Annotated in this window: 15 protein-coding genes; 5 read left to right on the top strand and 10 right to left on the bottom strand. The window is 56.4% G+C overall.

Going from position 1 to position 16,862, the window contains the following annotated elements; all coding sequences use genetic code 11:
• The first annotated feature begins 2 nt into the window (after nucleotides 1-2).
• Nucleotides 3-2,858, top strand: a complete 2,856-nt coding sequence (locus ACREYP_RS02100) for a valine--tRNA ligase (protein ID WP_336818829.1) — start codon at nucleotides 3-5, stop codon at nucleotides 2,856-2,858.
• 108 nt (nucleotides 2,859-2,966) lie between these two features.
• A complete protein-coding gene (locus ACREYP_RS02095; RefSeq protein ID WP_085938923.1) occupies nucleotides 2,967-3,488 on the top strand; it encodes a GNAT family N-acetyltransferase in 522 nt (173 codons plus the stop codon).
• 21 nt (nucleotides 3,489-3,509) lie between these two features.
• Here ACREYP_RS02095 and ACREYP_RS02090 read toward each other — a convergent pair whose 3' ends face one another.
• The 10 genes from ACREYP_RS02090 to rraB all read right to left on the bottom strand — a co-directional run bounded on the left by ACREYP_RS02090 (nucleotide 3,510) and on the right by rraB (nucleotide 12,713).
• Nucleotides 3,510-3,962: a DUF1198 domain-containing protein gene (locus tag ACREYP_RS02090; RefSeq protein WP_336818828.1), complete on the bottom strand. Its 453-nt coding sequence runs from the start codon at nucleotides 3,960-3,962 to the stop codon at nucleotides 3,510-3,512.
• 155 nt (nucleotides 3,963-4,117) lie between these two features.
• The gene (gene uhpT / locus ACREYP_RS02085; protein ID WP_039298084.1) at nucleotides 4,118-5,509 is read right to left on the bottom strand and encodes a hexose-6-phosphate:phosphate antiporter UhpT; all 1,392 of its coding nucleotides are present in this window, start codon (nucleotides 5,507-5,509) and stop codon (nucleotides 4,118-4,120) included.
• Nucleotides 5,510-5,647: 138 nt separating this feature from the next.
• The gene (locus tag ACREYP_RS02080) at nucleotides 5,648-6,976 is read right to left on the bottom strand and encodes an MFS transporter (RefSeq protein ID WP_008460781.1); all 1,329 of its coding nucleotides are present in this window, start codon (nucleotides 6,974-6,976) and stop codon (nucleotides 5,648-5,650) included.
• Between the two features lie 9 nt (nucleotides 6,977-6,985).
• Entirely contained in the window at nucleotides 6,986-8,488 is a 1,503-nt protein-coding gene (uhpB, locus tag ACREYP_RS02075) for a signal transduction histidine-protein kinase/phosphatase UhpB (protein ID WP_336818827.1), read from the bottom strand.
• Nucleotides 8,488-9,078 carry a response regulator transcription factor UhpA gene (gene uhpA / locus ACREYP_RS02070; RefSeq protein WP_008460776.1) on the bottom strand — a complete coding sequence of 197 codons (591 nt, stop codon included), beginning with the start codon at nucleotides 9,076-9,078 and terminating at the stop codon, nucleotides 8,488-8,490. Before uhpA ends, uhpB begins: the two co-directional genes overlap by 1 nt.
• 94 nt (nucleotides 9,079-9,172) lie before the next feature.
• A complete protein-coding gene (locus tag ACREYP_RS02065; protein WP_336818826.1) occupies nucleotides 9,173-9,988 on the bottom strand; it encodes a topoisomerase II in 816 nt (271 codons plus the stop codon).
• An 11-nt stretch (nucleotides 9,989-9,999) separates the two neighbouring features.
• Nucleotides 10,000-10,764: a tRNA isopentenyl-2-thiomethyl-A-37 hydroxylase MiaE gene (miaE, locus tag ACREYP_RS02060; RefSeq protein ID WP_166877870.1), complete on the bottom strand. Its 765-nt coding sequence runs from the start codon at nucleotides 10,762-10,764 to the stop codon at nucleotides 10,000-10,002.
• Between the two features lie 117 nt (nucleotides 10,765-10,881).
• Nucleotides 10,882-11,325 (bottom strand): lysozyme inhibitor LprI family protein, encoded by a 444-nt coding sequence (locus ACREYP_RS02055; RefSeq protein WP_336818825.1) that lies wholly within the window; start codon nucleotides 11,323-11,325, stop codon nucleotides 10,882-10,884.
• The gene (locus tag ACREYP_RS02050) at nucleotides 11,316-12,083 is read right to left on the bottom strand and encodes a LysM peptidoglycan-binding domain-containing protein (protein WP_052154810.1); all 768 of its coding nucleotides are present in this window, start codon (nucleotides 12,081-12,083) and stop codon (nucleotides 11,316-11,318) included. Before ACREYP_RS02050 ends, ACREYP_RS02055 begins: the two co-directional genes overlap by 10 nt.
• A 207-nt stretch (nucleotides 12,084-12,290) precedes the next feature.
• A complete protein-coding gene (gene rraB, locus ACREYP_RS02045; RefSeq protein WP_008460771.1) occupies nucleotides 12,291-12,713 on the bottom strand; it encodes a ribonuclease E inhibitor RraB in 423 nt (140 codons plus the stop codon).
• Nucleotides 12,714-12,876: 163 nt separating this feature from the next.
• Here rraB and argF point away from each other — a divergent pair, with 163 nt between their 5' ends.
• The 3 genes from argF (at nucleotide 12,877) to ACREYP_RS02030 (ending at nucleotide 16,679) form a co-directional block, all read left to right on the top strand.
• On the top strand, nucleotides 12,877-13,881 hold the full coding sequence (gene argF, locus ACREYP_RS02040) for an ornithine carbamoyltransferase (protein WP_008460770.1): 1,005 nt from the start codon (nucleotides 12,877-12,879) through the stop codon (nucleotides 13,879-13,881).
• Between the two features lie 649 nt (nucleotides 13,882-14,530).
• The gene (gene arcA / locus ACREYP_RS02035; RefSeq protein ID WP_008460769.1) at nucleotides 14,531-15,751 is read left to right on the top strand and encodes an arginine deiminase; all 1,221 of its coding nucleotides are present in this window, start codon (nucleotides 14,531-14,533) and stop codon (nucleotides 15,749-15,751) included.
• 13 nt (nucleotides 15,752-15,764) lie between these two features.
• The gene (locus ACREYP_RS02030) at nucleotides 15,765-16,679 is read left to right on the top strand and encodes a carbamate kinase (protein ID WP_336818823.1); all 915 of its coding nucleotides are present in this window, start codon (nucleotides 15,765-15,767) and stop codon (nucleotides 16,677-16,679) included.
• The last annotated feature ends 183 nt before the right edge of the window (nucleotides 16,680-16,862 follow it).

Here is a 16,862-nt window from a genome sequence, read left to right as displayed (position 1 = left end):
CAATGGAAAAGACATATAACCCGCAAGATATCGAACAGCCGCTTTACGAGCACTGGGAACAGCAGGGCTACTTCAAACCGAATGGCGACACCAGCCAGGAAAGCTTCTGCATCATGATCCCACCGCCGAACGTCACCGGCAGTTTGCATATGGGTCACGCCTTCCAGCAAACCATCATGGATACCATGATCCGTTACCAGCGCATGCAGGGCAAAAACACCCTGTGGCAGGCGGGCACCGACCACGCCGGTATCGCAACGCAGATGGTTGTAGAACGTAAAATCGCCGCCGAAGAAGGCAAAACCCGCCACGATTACGGCCGCGATGCGTTCATCGACAAAATCTGGCAGTGGAAGGCAGAATCCGGCGGCACCATTACCCGTCAGATGCGTCGTCTCGGTAACTCCGTAGACTGGGAGCGCGAGCGCTTCACCATGGACGAAGGCCTGTCCAACGCGGTGAAAGAAGTGTTCGTCCGTCTCTATAAAGAAGACCTGATTTACCGCGGCAAGCGCCTGGTCAACTGGGACCCGAAACTGCGTACCGCGATTTCCGATCTCGAAGTTGAAAACCGCGAGTCAAAAGGCTCCATGTGGCACCTGCGTTACCCGCTGGCCGACGGTGCCAAAACCGCAGACGGTAAAGATTACCTGATTGTCGCCACCACCCGCCCGGAAACCGTTCTCGGTGATACCGGCGTGGCCGTTAACCCGGAAGATCCGCGTTATAAAGACCTGATTGGTAAATTCGTGGTACTGCCGCTGGTTAACCGCCGCATTCCTATCGTGGGCGACGAGCACGCGGACATGGAAAAAGGCACCGGCTGCGTGAAAATCACCCCGGCGCACGACTTTAACGACTACGAAGTTGGCCGCCGCCATCAGTTGCCAATGATCAACATTCTGACCTTCGACGGGGATATCCGTGAAGCCGCAGAAGTGTTCGATACCAACGGCGAAGAGTCCACCGTTTACGCCTCCGACATCCCGGCTGAATTCCAGAAACTGGAGCGCTTTGCAGCACGTAAAGCCGTGGTCGCGAAGTTCGATGCAATGGGCCTGCTGGATGAAATCAAACCCCACGACCTGACCGTGCCTTACGGCGACCGCGGCGGCGTGGTTATTGAGCCAATGCTGACCGACCAGTGGTATGTGCGTACCGCGCCGCTGGCAAAAGTGGCGGTAGAAGCCGTTGAGCAGGGCGACATCCAGTTCGTGCCTAAGCAGTATGAAAACATGTACTTCTCCTGGATGCGCGATATTCAGGACTGGTGTATCTCCCGTCAGCTGTGGTGGGGTCACCGTATCCCGGCCTGGTACGACGCGGAAGGCAACGTGTACGTTGGCCGCAACGAAGCGGAAGTTCGCGCCGAAAACAACCTGGGTGCCGACGTGGCGTTGAACCAGGACGAAGACGTGCTGGACACCTGGTTCTCCTCTGGCCTGTGGACCTTCTCCACCCTGGGCTGGCCGGAAAACACCGAAGCGCTGCGCACCTTCCACCCGACCAGCGTTATGGTCAGCGGCTTCGACATCATCTTCTTCTGGATTGCCCGCATGATCATGCTGACCATGCACTTCATCAAAGATGAAGACGGCAAGCCGCAGGTGCCGTTTAAGACCGTCTACATGACCGGCCTTATTCGCGATGACGAAGGCCAGAAGATGTCCAAATCCAAAGGCAACGTTATCGACCCGCTGGACATGGTGGACGGCATCTCTCTGGAAGATCTTCTGGAGAAACGTACCGGCAACATGATGCAGCCGCAGCTCGCGGAGAAAATCCGCAAGCGCACCGAGAAACAGTTCCCGAACGGCATCGAGCCGCACGGCACCGACGCCCTGCGCTTCACCCTAGCGGCGCTGGCCTCTACTGGCCGCGACATCAACTGGGACATGAAGCGCCTGGAAGGCTACCGCAACTTCTGTAACAAACTTTGGAACGCCAGCCGCTTCGTGCTGATGAACACCGAAGAGCAGGATTGCGGCTTCAACGGCGGCGAAATGGTGCTGTCTCTGGCCGATCGCTGGATCCTGGCCGAGTTCAACCGCACCGTGAAAGCATACCGTGAAGCGCTGGACAGCTACCGCTTCGACATCGCCGCCAACATCCTGTACGAGTTCACCTGGAACCAGTTCTGTGACTGGTATCTGGAGCTGACCAAGCCGGTCATGAACGGCGGTTCTGAAGCCGAACTGCGCGGCACCCGCAATACGCTGGTGAACGTGCTCGAAGGTCTGCTGCGCCTGGCGCATCCGATCATTCCATTCATCACCGAAACCATCTGGCAGCGCGTGAAAGTGCTGAAGGGCATCACCGCAGACACTATTATGCTGCAGTCATTCCCGGCCTACGATGCGTCTCAGGTTGATGAAGCGTCGTTCGCAGATACCGAATGGCTGAAGGACGTGATCACCGCGGTGCGTAACATTCGCGCCGAGATGAACATCGCGCCAGGCAAACGTCTGGACGTACTGCTGCGCGGCTGCAGCGAAGAAGCGATTCGTCGCGTGAGCGAAAACCGCACCTTCCTGCAAAATCTGGCTCGCCTGGAGAGCATCACCATCCTGCCGGTCGATGATAAAGGTCCGGTTTCCGTGACCAAGATTATCGACGGCGCAGAGCTGCTGATCCCGATGGCCGGTCTGGTAGATAAAGCCGCTGAGATCGAGCGTCTGGTGAAAGAAGTAGCGAAGATCGAAATCGAAATTGGCAAGATCGAAGGCAAACTGTCCAACGAAGGCTTTGTCGCCCGCGCGCCAGCTGACGTTGTCGCCAAAGAGCGTGAGCGTCTCGAAGGCTTTGCCGACGCCAAAGCGAAGCTGATTGAACAGCAGGCCGTTATCGCCGCGCTGTAATCGGCCCCAGGCATAATTCGCCCCGCACCTCGGTGTGGGGCGTTTTTTATGCAGCTTGCGCCCTCCGTAATGAAGTGCTATTAACTGCTTTTATCCTTCCCTAAGCCTATGAGTCACATGATGAACACCACAGCCCCGGTCGATGTGAAGCTCCAGCTGCGCCGGATTGCTGCCGAAGACAATTCGGCTATCGCCCGGGTTATTCGCCAGGTGTCCGCCGAATACGGCCTGACCGCCGATAAAGGCTACACCGTTGCCGACCCTAATCTTGACGAGCTTTATCAGCTCTACAGCCAGCCAGGCCATGCGTACTGGGTGGTAGAAATCAACGGCGAAGTGGTGGGGGGCGGCGGCGTGGCGCCGTTATCGTGTAGCGAGCCGGACATTTGTGAGCTGCAGAAAATGTATTTCCTGCCGGTAGTTCGCGGCCAGGGATTAGCCAAGAAACTGGCGCTGCAGGCGCTGGATCACGCCCGGGATCAGGGCTTCAAGCGCTGTTACCTGGAAACCACCGCGTTTCTGAAAGAAGCCGTTGGGCTATACGAACATTTAGGCTTTGAGCATATTCCTGCCCCACTAGGCTGCACCGGCCATGTGGATTGCGAAGTCACCATGCTCAAAACGCTGTAATTCTCTGTGAAACAGCGTGCACTAGTGCAGCCAGTGCACGCCATCTTCAGGCTGGAAGTAGCCGTTATAGCGCATCTGAAAAGCCGTGATCTCCGGCTTCTCCGGCTCCATCTCTCGTAAAAACCCCTGTGCCAGGCGAACCTGAGCGTCAGTAATCGGTGTGGCAAGCCGGGCTTTTTGCAGCCTTCGATACCACTGCTGGAGATTTTGATCGCTGCCGTCGACAATCACCATCTGCCAAATCAGCAAAACCTGCGCCGCATTTTGCAAATGGGACTCATCCGGGCGGTGCAAATACTGTAAAAACGCGTCGCCCTGTGCTTTCCCCATTTGATCGATCATCGATTCAACCGGCACCACGTCGATCCCCAGCCGCTCACTCAGTCGGCGAATAGCCCGCCGTGAATCCGACGTGATCACCCGAAAGCCGACAATAAACACCACGCAAAGCGTGGCTAACATAATCCAAATCATGAAGTTAAATACCCGGCAGCTTAACGACAATTTGCTATCAATGAATGCCGGGCAGTATAGCGCAATCACTTTACCCAGTAATGCCTCGCGCTGGCGTTATTCGCGGGCATAAAAAAGCCCGGCGTTATGCCGGGCTGGAACAGTTCAGAATGCGCTTAAGCGATGTTCAATTGCTGAATTTTTTTCTCGCGGCGAATTTTGCGCTCTTCAAACACGGCGACGATGGCCATCAGCACGATACAGCCGATTGCGGCGGCATCCAGGGCAGCGAACGTGCCGGCCCAGCCGGTGAGACCGAAGATTGGCGTCCCGTCGGCAATCATCCCCAGGCCCAGCTTGGCGAAGCTGTCGCCGATCAGGTAAGCGAAGGTGCCTTTGATGCCGTCGGCCGCGCCGATAGCTTTCTTAGGCACGAAGCCGACTGCCGCCACGCCGATCAGCAGCTGCGGGCCAAAGACCAGGAAACCAAGGGCAAACAGCGAAGCCAGGTAAACGTACTGATTACTGGCATGCTGGTACACGCCCAGCGTGGCGATGATCAATGCCAGCGCTACGCAGGCCACCAGCGCACGACGGCCATTGGCAAGGTCAGACAGCCAGCCCCACAGCAGCGTGCCAACCAGCGCGCCCACTTCAAACAGGGTGAAGCCCTGAATCGCCACTTCTTTGGAGAGTTTCAGCTCCTGGAAAGCATACACGGTGGACCACTGGTCGATACCGATACGCACCACGTACAGGAAGATGTTGGAGAAGCACAGCAGCCAGATCACTTTGTTTTTCAGCACGTACTCAACAAAGATCTGCCATTTGGTCATCGAATTGTCTTCGGCTTCTTTGTCTTCTTCGCTGACCTCTTCGCCAAACAGCTCTTCGGCGGTGCCGAGGCCGTAGGACTCAGGGGAATCGCTGCCGTAGCGCAGGGCAATAAAACCGACAATCAGGGCAATAACGGACGGGAAGATAAACATCCCGATAACGTGGCCGTTAAACAGGTAGTTAGCGCCAAACAGGGCCACACCGGCCGCGCCAGCGCCGCCGAGGTTGTGGGAGATGTTCCACATGCCCAGGTAGCTGCCACGCTTGCGGCGTGGCGTCCACTTGGTGATGGTCGAGTAGCTGCACGACCCGCCGGTGCTCTGGAAGAAACCGCTCAGAGCGTAGAAAGCAATCATCAGGAACAGGCTAACCGAGCCTGCGCCCATGCTGGCGCTGAAGCCGAGCATACAGATGGCGGAAAGGATCAGCATAAACGGCAGGAACTGCTTGGTGTTCTTCCCGTCTGCGTAATAAGAAACCAGGGTCTTGCCCACGCCGTAGGTAATGGAGAAACCGAGGCCGATCATCCCAAGCTGTGTCATGCTCAACCCGTAGGTGGAGATCATGTCGTTCTGGGCGATGTTAAAGTTTTTGCGGATCAGGTACATCGTCAGGTAGCCAATAAACACTACCAGATACGACTGCATGAACGGTTTGAACCACATTTTTCGCCGCACTTCGAGCGGCAGATCCAGGGTGGGCTTACGCACCTGGTTTAGAAAGGCCAGCATGGATGACTCCTGATTTGAATACCTGCTTAATGGCAGGCATTGTAAAAATCAGCGAGCAAACTGGCCTGAGACAGCGTCCAGGCCGAACCGGGAAAATTTCTTAGTTTTGCCCTTTATGGCGCAAAAGGGTGAGGAGTATCACGCTTCGTTAGCCTCGCGCGGGGCCTGGGCGTTCAAGAACGGCAGCAGTAGCAAAGCCGATATCCCGGCGGCAATCGCGATCACGGCAAAGAAACCGCTCCAGTGCCAGATGTCGATCACCCGCGCCAGCGGCCAGCCGGAAAGCGAGGCGCCAAGATAGGCAAACAGCCCGACAAACCCCGTCGCCGCGCCCGCCGCCTCTTTGTGCGAACATTCTGCCGCCGCCATGCCGATCAGCATCTGCGGCCCAAACACGAAGAAGCCGGTGGTAAAGAAACAGGCCGCCTGCATCACGTAGCTGGCAAAGGGCATCAGCCATAGCGAGCCCACGGAAAGCAGAATGCCTGCCGCGAAGATCAGGTTCATCGGGCCACGGTTGCCGTTGAACAGCTTGTCCGAGCCCCAGCCCGCCACCAGGGCACCGATAAATCCGCCCAGCTCAAACATGGTCACCGCCGAGTTCGCGGTAACCAGCCCGACCCCCAGCGTTTCGGACATATAAAGATTACCCCAGTCGTTGATCGCCGCCCGCACCACATACACCAGCACGTAGCACAGCGAGAGCAGCCAGATGTAAGGGTTAACCAGCACATACTTGTAGAGGATTTCTTTGCGCGTCAGCCCCGCGCCTTCCTGCTGCTGGGCGATTTCCAGGGCGTCATGCTGCCAGTCACCCACCGCAGGCAAGCCCACGGTTTGCGGCCTGTCGCGTAGCCGCCAGCAGAGGAATAACCCGGCGATAATCGCCAGGCCACCGGCGATCATCATCCCGACACGCCAGCCGTACTGCAGCGCCGCAGCGCCCATGATGATCGGGATTAACGCCCCGCCCACGTTGTGCGCCGTGTTCCAGACGGCCCACCAGCCGCCGCGCTCGCTGCGGGAATACCACGCCGTCAGCAGCCGGGCGCAAACCGGCGATCCCCAGCCCTGGAAAAAGGCGTTCAGCGCCCACAGCAGCGCAAACGCCCAAAGCGAGGTCGAGAAGCCAAACAGAATATTCACAATGCCGGTAGCTATCAGCCCGATGCCCATAAAGTAACGGGCATTGGAAAAGTCACTGACAATCCCGGAGAAGAACTTCGACAGGCCGTAGGTGATGTAAAACAGCGTCGCCAGCAGGCCGATATCGGTGCGCTCCATCACGCCGGTGGCGAGGATTTCTGGCGCGGCGGCGTTAAAGCTTTTGCGGGTAAAGTAAAACAGCGCGTAGCCGAGCCAGATAGTGATCAGGATATGACGACGCCAGTAGCGGTAGCGGGCATCAATCTCACTTTTTTCGCTAAGCGGCGCAGCGCTTGCCGGGACTTTTAAAAAACTGAACATGCTCGCCCCTCAGGCATAACGTAATGGCAGGCTAACGCTGACGCGCGTGCCGTGAGTGCAGGAAATAGCGAGCGTCCCGCCCAGCGCCGTCACGCGCTCACGCATGCCGGTAAGCCCAAAGCCCTGCTGCCCGGACCCCGGCGGCAAACCGCTGCCGTCGTCTTCGATCACCAGCATCAGCCGCTCGTCCTGCTGCCAGCCCTGGAGCGTTACCGCGCTGGCGCTGGCGTGCTTCACGATGTTATTGAGCCCTTCCTGACAAACGCGGAACAGGGTCACGCGCTGCCCCTCGCTAAGCAGAGGCTCATCGATTCGCCAGTTGATATGGCCGACGATGCCGCGACTTTCCAGCTCCATTTCGCGCATCAGGGAACGAATCGCCTGCTCGAGCGATAAATCATCCAGCTGGCGCGGACGTAAGCGCCCCAGCAGACGACGAACGGAGTCATAAACCCCCAGCGAAAGCTGTTCGATATGCGCGCCGCTGCGCTTAACACCCTCACTTTCTGGCGCCAGCCGCTGCACGATCCCGGCCTGGGTACGGATCGCCGTGATGGTCTGCCCAATGTCGTCATGCAGCTCCCGCGCCACTTCCCGCCGCACGCTTTCTTCGGTTTCCAGCAGGCGTTCGGCCAGGCGGCGATTTCGCGCCAGCTCGGTTTGCAAAGACTGGTTCAGTTCACGCAGGCGCTGGATCCCTGCGCCCAGCAATAACCCGGTCAGGCTTTGAGCCAGCAATGAAAGCAGAAGATCCACCGGATGATCGTGCCAGGTCTGGCTGGCAATCAGCGCGATGGCGTTCATCAGGGTGGCAATCAGCGCTCCCTGCCAGCCGTAGTGCCAGGCCAGGGCGATAATCGGCAGCGCCAGGCAGAACGGCGTAAAGCGGGAGAGTTCGGCGGGTAACCCCAACTGCAGCCAGAGGCTGACGGCAAACAGCAGTAAATACCAAATCAGATGCCGCCCGCGCCAGTTAACCGGCTGGGAAACCAGCGCCGGGCCAAGAGGTTGCCAGACGGTGCTGGTCAGATAGTGCCAGAGTACCAGGCAGGTCGGCGCCAGCGTTAACCCACCGGTCAGGGTCAGCAGCAGCGCATTCAGGGCATCGCTGCCCTGGTTCAGCCACGGCAGCGACTGCAGCAAAGCGGCCGCGATAAGCGCCCCGCCCTGGCGCAGCAGAGTCCGCCAGTCACGCTGATGACGATAACGTGAAATGAGCGCCACCGGCAGGACGGTGAGCACTCCGCCCAGCATTAACAGCGGCAGATGCGCCAGCGCCACTTCCTGCGCGAGCCAGAAAAGCATCAGCCACTCCGCGCCCAGCAGAACCGGCCAGTAGCCGCGCGGGCACTGCAGCATCAGCCCTAAACGCAATCCAAAGGGAAATAACAGCACCGCCAGCTCAGGCCGCTCCACCAGATGCAGGCTGATGCTCCACAGGCAAAACCAGCCGGCGGAAAAGATAAAGAAACTGGCGATAACGGCAATCAGCCGCGAGAAGAAAGGTCGCATCACCAACCGTCAAACAGGCGTCGCGCCAGCGCCACATCGTTGCTGACGTCGAGCTTTTCCATCAGGTTGGCGCGGTGCACGTGCACCGTTTTTGGCGAAAGTCCCAGCTCGGTGGCAATCTCTTTCACCGCCATGCCCTGCGCCAGCTTTTCAGCCACCTGCCGCTCGCGCTTCGTCAACGGATCCTGCCGCCCGGCGGCCAGCTTCATGGCAATGTCCGGCGTCAGGTAGCACCCGCCCGTCGCCACCGTGCGCACGGCGGCAATTAGTTCGTCGGGGCTGCAGCGTTTGGATAAAAAGCCGCGCGCGCCAGCGTTTAGCGCCTGCTCCACCAGCGCGGGGCTGTCGTGCACCGACAGCATGACGATCGCCATTCCTTTTGGTAACTGGCTTAACAGCTCCAGCCCGGAAATGTCCGGCATTGAAATATCGCAGATACACACCTGCACGCCCTGCCCCGGCAGCCCGGCCAGCGCCTCGCGTCCGGAGCCGAACTCGGCCACGACCTGAAAATCCGCCTCCAGCCCAAGAAGTTGGGCAAAGCCGGAGCGGACGATAAGGTGGTCGTCGATAAGGGCGATAGCGGTCATGATGCTTTCCAGGAAGGTAAAAAAACGCGCTTACCTTAGCGATAAGCGCGTAGCTGTTCAAGCCTTAAGCGATTTCGATCGCTATCGCTACGGGTTATTCCTGCGCAACCGACAGGCGAATGATCCCGGCCGCGCGGGCAGGAGGCAGTTGCAGAACGTTGCGCCACAGCTCCTGAACCTGGTTACAGACCAGCCCCTCTTTGCCCACCGCTTTATGCGGGTCCGACATAAGCTGGAGGTCGCTCCCGTAGCGCTTAGTCAACTGCTGCACGATGGGCTGAATGTCTTTGCGGGCCTGATCGCGCTCGGCGTCAGTTACGCTGTGTTTGTCTGCGCCGTAGGCGGAACGCATCATCGCCGCATCCACCTGCATGCGGCGCATCGTCACATCCTTAGGCAGTATTTTCGTGGAGTTAATGCCGCCCTTCACGTCCGGAAACAGGAAGCGGAAACAGGCGTCGTCACTGGATTTTTGCACCATCGCCGTTTGCTGCATGTTCACCTGCATAAACGCCACGACGTTGTCGTCCGTCGCGCTTTGCAGGCGCTTCGTCTCCACCGCGAGGATCTGCGGCTGGATGGTGTCGATCACTTCCTGCTCGGTTTTCCCCTGCTGGTGCATCTCTACCGCCTGCTGGCGAATGGACATCCACAGCGCGGGTTCCTGCTCTTTCAGCACCTGGTAAACCGGCATCCGGGCCATCGCGTCATCCAGCCCGGCCAGTTCCTGCCCGGCCCGATCGCGAGGAATAAGGTATTGTACGTCAAAGATGTTCCACGCCATGATAGCAACCAGCGCAATGGCCACCGCGCCCGCTTTACCAACCCAGCCCTTCTTGCGGAATACCGCTACCACCGCGGCGATCACAGCCCCGACATAGCCTGCAATAATGACGTGGGTCCAGTTCATGGTACATCCTTCTACTCTGCGGCGGGTACGCCGCTGTGGAAACGAAACTCGTCGTCATGGCTTTGGATAAGCCCGGCCTCAACCTTGCCAAAGAAACGCACGCGTTCACTGATATCGCCCCCGGCAATCTGCTCCGCCAGGGTTAAATAATCCTGATAATGGCGCGCCTCGGAGCGCAGCAGCGACAGGTAAAAACGCTGTAATTCATCATCCAGGTGCGGCGCCAGCGCGGCAAATCGTTCACAGGATCGCGCTTCAATGTAGGCGCCGCAGATAAGTTTATCGACCAGCATCAGCGGTTCATGAGTGCGAGTTTCACTCAGTAAACCTTTAGCGTAGCGGCTGGCGGTGATTTTGGCGTACGGGATGTTACGGGCAATCATAATTTCCCGCACCTGCCAAAAATGGTGCAGCTCTTCTTTGATCAGCAGCACCATGCTGTCGATAAGCTGCTGCCCCCAGCCGTTCGCCGTTTTCGGCATGATGCTTTTGCTCAGCCCTTTGTGGAGCGAGAGAAAATCGGGTTCCTCGCCGTCACGGAAGGTAAAGGCTTCATAAGGCTGCAGCCAGGCCAGCAGCGCCTGGGAACTCTCTTTATCGGCAACGTATTTGCGGATCAGCAGCATCGCGGTTTGCGCGGCTTTCAGCTCGCACACCATGTGGTCGGTTAGCAGCAGCGGCAGATTTTCCGGGCGACGTGCCTTTTGAATCCACGCCTCGGGCGTCGGGCACTGCAGGAATTGGGTAATCGGGGAGAGGAGTTGCTGGTAGTCCATGAGGATATCCTGATGCGCAGCGGCTGAACGCCGCTGCACCGCTTACTTTTCGTAAAGGACAGCATAATCACTGCCCACACTTTTGTCAGTAAGCCCGGCAACAAAGAGCGTGCTGCACTATTTCACGGCTAGCCCTGAAACCGCGTGGGTTAGCTGCTCAGCGCGACCATAGTTGAGTTCAGCTATGCAAGACAGCCGCCTGATTTCACGCGCATTGCCTGCCGCACCTCCGCTGAGCGAAGCCGCAAGCTGGCATTGACCGTTGCGGTAATGAATGAACCGTTGATTTGATGTCTCGAGCGCTGCGCTAGCTTTCTCGATATAGCGCTGGTCTTCATCCCATTCGGCGATTCTGGTGGCGGCGGATTTGCTGGCTTTTTCCAAAACTTGCTCACTCTCTTTCGACTGCTTAATCAGACAGTCACGCATCCCCGCTTCCGCATATTCACTACACGCTTCTCGCAGGGCCGTGGCATCCTTAACTGGCTGAGGATCGTCAGCCAGCGCCAGCATCGGCAGACAAGCGGCGATAACCAGGCAAGCTTTCAGTGTCATTTGCATAAAGCGCTCTTCCCTTTTTTAATCAGTGATAATGCGTAATCGAGTTTTCTGGAATAGTTAGGATCGCCGCCGCCGTTATAGCGAAGAGCGATCGTCGTGGTAGAAATGCTCCGCCATCCGGCAATCACTCTGCGAGCGTTTGCCTTCTGGCACTTGAGCGTCTGACCTGCACGGAGAATCTTGACCTGTGGATTAAGCTTTTGCAGCAGTTCCAGAGTGCTTCCCTGCGCTTTCGCTATTTTTGCCAGGCTGTCACCGGGTTTCACGGTGACGTCATAAATTTTGCTGTCAACAGTGAGTATCGTTCGGTGCTCGAATTGCGCCATACGCATCAGCAGGTACCCGATGCCCGCACGCAGGTTATTTAACGGCGTGGTTCTGATCGTGGCGACGGTTAACTGTTTTTTCCACGCGTCAGGCAGGATGAGCTCACCGCCTTCCTTACCGGACAGGAAAGATGTCATCCCAGGATCGCCCTTAACACCGATTTGCATCGGTCGGAAATGCCATTCTGAGCTCAGGGCTCCCGTTTCGACCCAGACCATCGCTTTAATCAGATGCCAGTCCAAAGTCCTGTAGCCTGGCGTAGAGGAGAGATGGCGATTGTATCCATCGACTACCCGCTGGATGTCACAATCCCAGGCATTCCACCGCGTATCGCCGGGGGCCTTATTAATACCGTCCTGCCACTTTTCAAAACCTGTTCTGGGCGTTTTTTGTGCCGGGGGCGAGGAGGGAGTAAGACTGGAAGCTGTCATATTACACATCCTGTGCTGACTGATAATTGAAATGGCGAGACTTTAGCCTCATTTGCGCATTTTTAATACAAGATGACGATGCTAAGGCAGAATAGGCGGCCTGAAAATCATTTATTTAAGAAGAAAGGAAAAAAGAGAATTTTGCCCGATCGGGTAAGAATGACACATGCCAGGCGCAGCGGCTGAACGCCGCTGCGCCTCTTACTTTTAGTGACGAACGCCGTCGTCGTCTTCGTCCTGATATTCGTCGCCGTCTTCTTCACCCTCTTCGCCGTTCGGGTCTTCGAAGTAGGTGCCCCAGCCGTCGTATTCCACACCGAATTTCTCGGCCAGGTTCAGCAGTTGCTCAACCTGGGCACCGATCAGCTCAGCGTTCAGCGCGCATTCGCTCAGGATATCGCAGCAGATGACGGTATCACCCTCTTCCACTTCCAGCTCTTCCGGGTCAGTCACTTCATAACCCAGCTTGAACGCTTCAACGGCCGCTTTCTCCAGCGTTTCGAAATCATCCGCAGAAAGGTGGTGTTCGATGGTGTACAGCGCGTCCGGGTCGCTCCCGTCGTCCAGCAGTTCTTCAATGATTAAACGTGTTTCTTCGCGCTGTTCTTCCAGCTGTTCTGGATTTGCCATGGCCCTTTCCTCAAATGTGTCGGCAGATACTCTCATTTTCACACACGCCGGGGTTTGCCTCCACCTTTCACCGCAAAGTTTTAACACACGGGGTTGCAATTGAATATTCATACATATAAATTGAATTTTAATTCAATTAAGGCTTGCGCCCTGCGAGGAAAAAATGAGTCACTTCTATCAGAAAAACTTTCTTAAGCTGCTCGATTTTACCCCTGCTCAACTGAACGAATTGCTGACCCTGTCCGCCAAGCTGAAAAGTGAAAAGAAAAAAGGAACGGAGATTCAGCATCTTACTGGTAAAAACATTGCGCTCATCTTCGAAAAAGATTCGACTCGTACTCGTTGCTCTTTCGAAGTTGCCGCTTACGACCAGGGCGCCCGCGTCACTTATCTCGGCCCAAGCGGCAGTCAGATCGGGCATAAAGAATCAATTAAAGATACCGCTCGCGTGCTGGGGCGCATTTATGACGGCATCCAGTACCGCGGCTACGGCCAGGATATCGTCGAAACCCTTGCCAGCTATGCGGGCGTACCGGTGTGGAACGGCCTGACCAACGAATATCACCCGACCCAGCTGCTGGCGGATTTGCTCACCATGCAGGAACACCTGCCGGGCAAAAACCTGAATGAGATGACGCTGGTGTACGCCGGGGACGCGCGCAACAACATGGGGAACTCCATGCTGGAAGCTGCCGCGCTGACCGGGCTAGATTTGCGCCTGGTGGCGCCTAAAGCCTGCTGGCCGGATGAAAAGCTGGTCGCCGAATGCAAAGCCATGGCCGAAAAGACTGGCGGAAAAATCACGTTAACCGAAGACGTTGCCGCGGGCGTTAAAGGGGCGGATTTCATCTATACCGACGTCTGGGTGTCGATGGGCGAAGCCAAAGAGAAGTGGGCCGAGCGAATCACCCTGCTGCGCCCTTATCAGGTCAACAGCGCCATGCTGGCGTTAACCGGCAACCCGCAGGTCAAATTCCTGCACTGCCTGCCGGCGTTTCACGACGATCAAACCACGCTGGGTAAACAAATGGCGCTGGAGTTCGATCTGCACGGCGGCATGGAAGTCACCGACGAAGTTTTTGAATCCTCCCACAGCGTGGTGTTCGACCAGGCTGAGAACCGGATGCACACCATCAAGGCCGTGATGGTCGCCACGCTGGCAAACTAGTTTCTTCGCTCCCAGGGCTTCTCCTGGCCCCTCGGCGGCTTTCCGCCCGAGGGGTTTTCTTTTCTCCCGCCTGGTTATTACTAAAAATGTTGCGCGTCTGATGCACGCCCAGCATTTTTTATGCACTAAAAGGACATAACCTCATCTCCCTCTCTTTTTATGCCCCACACAACAGTCTGTTTTCATTAAGATAAAAAGAATAAATCCGCTGCGCTCACAGTTTGCATGCACTGCATTAATAGCAAAATAAAAATAACTATTTTTCCGTGAACTTCTCTTCACGGCATTAAACAGATTCCATAATGAATAATCATGCAAACAGAAAATAAAAATCAATGATAATCAATACATTGCGACATTCACCCTTAGGAATAAACTTACATATTTTTAACACACCAAAATAATTAAAAACGATTTATCGTATAATTATGCATTCATCAATCTCAGTTAAATCACCGTTCTCTGACAGCCATCAATTAATAACAAAACAAATAAAAACCACCTTGAGCGCGTGATAAATCTCACATTAAATGGTTGTGAAGAAATTAATATACGCCTCGAAGAAAACTTTACAGGTTAATAAAATCGCGACGCAATATTCATTGCGCCAATGGCACGTCTATCTCCGAATTAATGCAAAGGAATAGTCATGGACAAACATTATGTCGGCTCCGAAATAGGTCAACTACGCAGCGTGATGCTGCATCGCCCAAACCTCAGCCTGAAAAGACTTACCCCTTCAAACTGTCAGGAATTGTTATTTGACGATGTGCTTTCCGTTGAGCGCGCCGGTGAAGAGCACGACGTTTTTGCCAATACACTGCGCGGCCAGGGCGTGGAAGTTCTGCTGCTAACCGACCTGCTGACGCAAACGCTGGACGTCAGCGATGCCAAGGCCTGGCTGCTGAACACCCAGATTTCAGACTATCGGCTCGGGCCGGCATTCGCCTCGGACGTTCGCGGCTGGCTGGCTGATATGCCACATCGTGAACTCGCCCGTCGCCTTTCCGGCGGGCTGACCTACGGGGAAATTCCGACACACATTAAAAATATGGTCGTGGATATTCATGCCACAACAGACTTTATTATGAAGCCGCTCCCCAACCATTTATTCACCCGAGATACTTCCTGCTGGATTTATAACGGCGTCTCTATTAACCCAATGGCAAAAGCCGCTCGCCAGCGCGAAACAAATAACTTAAGGGCCATTTATCGCTGGCATCCGGCATTCACCGACGGGAAATTCATCAAGTATTACGGCGACGAAAATATTAATTACGATCATGCCACGCTGGAAGGCGGTGACGTATTAGTGATTGGCCGGGGTGCGGTATTAATTGGCATGTCCGAACGAACCACCCCTCAGGGCATTGAGTTCCTCGCTGAATCATTATTCAGGCATCAACAGGCAACACGCGTGATTGCCGTCGAGCTACCGAAGCACCGCTCCTGTATGCACCTCGATACCGTCATGACTCATCTCGATCTCGACACCTTCTCCGTTTACCCGGAAGTCGTCCGCAAAGACGTGCAGTGCTGGACGTTAACCCCTGACGGCCACGGCGGCATCAAACGCCAGCAGGAAACCAGCCTGGTGAACGCCATCGAAAAAGCGCTGGGTATCGATCAGGTCAAGCTCATCACCACCGGCGGCGATGCTTTTGAAGCCGAGCGCGAACAGTGGAACGACGCCAACAACGTGCTGACCGTTCGCCCCGGCGTGGTCATCGGCTACGAACGCAATATCTGGACCAACGAGAAATACGACAAAGCCGGGATCACCGTCCTGCCTATTCCAGGCGATGAACTGGGCCGCGGACGTGGCGGCGCGCGTTGCATGAGCTGCCCGCTGGAACGCGACGGGATTTAAGGGAGGAAAGCATATGCAACAGAAACCCACTCTCGTAGTCGCGCTCGGCGGGAATGCCCTGCTGAAGCGTGGTGAACCGCTGGAAGCCGACCTGCAGCGTAAAAATATTGAGCTGGCGGCAAAAACTATCGCCCAGCTCACCCACGCCTGGCGCGTGGTGCTGGTGCACGGCAACGGTCCGCAGGTCGGCCTGCTGGCCCTGCAAAACAGCGCCTACCAAAACGTAAGTCCTTATCCGCTGGACGTTCTCGGCGCTGAGAGCCAGGGAATGATCGGCTACATGCTGCAGCAGGCGCTGAAAAATCATCTGCCTGACCGCGAAGTCAGCGTGCTGCTGACTCAGGTTGAAGTGGATCCGCAGGATCCGGCCTTTAGCAATCCGACCAAGTACATCGGCCCGGTGTACAACAAGGAGCAGGCGGATGCGTTGGTACGTGACAAAGGCTGGTCGGTAAAAGCAGATGGCCAGTATTTCCGCCGCGTGGTGCCGTCCCCGCTGCCTAAACGCATCGTCGAAAGCGATGCCATTACGGCGCTTATCCAGCGTGACCACCTGGTTATTTGTAACGGCGGCGGCGGCGTGCCGGTGGTGGAGAAAGCCGATGGCTACCACGGGATTGAAGCCGTCATTGATAAGGATCTTTCCGCCGCATTGCTGGCTCGCCAGATAGAGGCCGACGCCCTGCTGATCCTCACTGACACAGACGCCGTTTATCTCAACTGGGGCACACCAGCGCAGCGCCCGCTCACCAGCGTGACGCCAGCCGAGCTTGAAAGCATGAGCTTCGATGCAGGCTCGATGGGGCCAAAAGTGTCCGCCTGCAGTCACTTTGTCGCCAGTTGCCACGGTATCGCCGGGATAGGTGCGCTGGAGGATGGCCCGGCAATTCTGGCCGGGGAGAAAGGCACGTTAATTCGGGAGCCGTGAAAGCCCCCTCACCCTAACCCTCTCCCCTAGGGGAGAGGGGATAAAACCGAGCCGCCTGCACTTCCTCCTCCCCCAGGGGAGAGGGGACAGGAAACGAAACAGAATCACCAGCATTTCCCCCCTCTCCCTTCCAGGGAGAGGGCCGGGGTGAGGGTAAAAAAACTTCTCATTCAAAGGATAACG

It is taken from the genome of Enterobacter sp. TMH.L2 (assembly GCF_050847315.1).
GTDB lineage: Bacteria > Pseudomonadota > Gammaproteobacteria > Enterobacterales > Enterobacteriaceae > Cedecea.
Note: the sequence above shows the minus strand (reverse complement) of the source record. Positions and strands in the feature narration are given on the sequence as shown.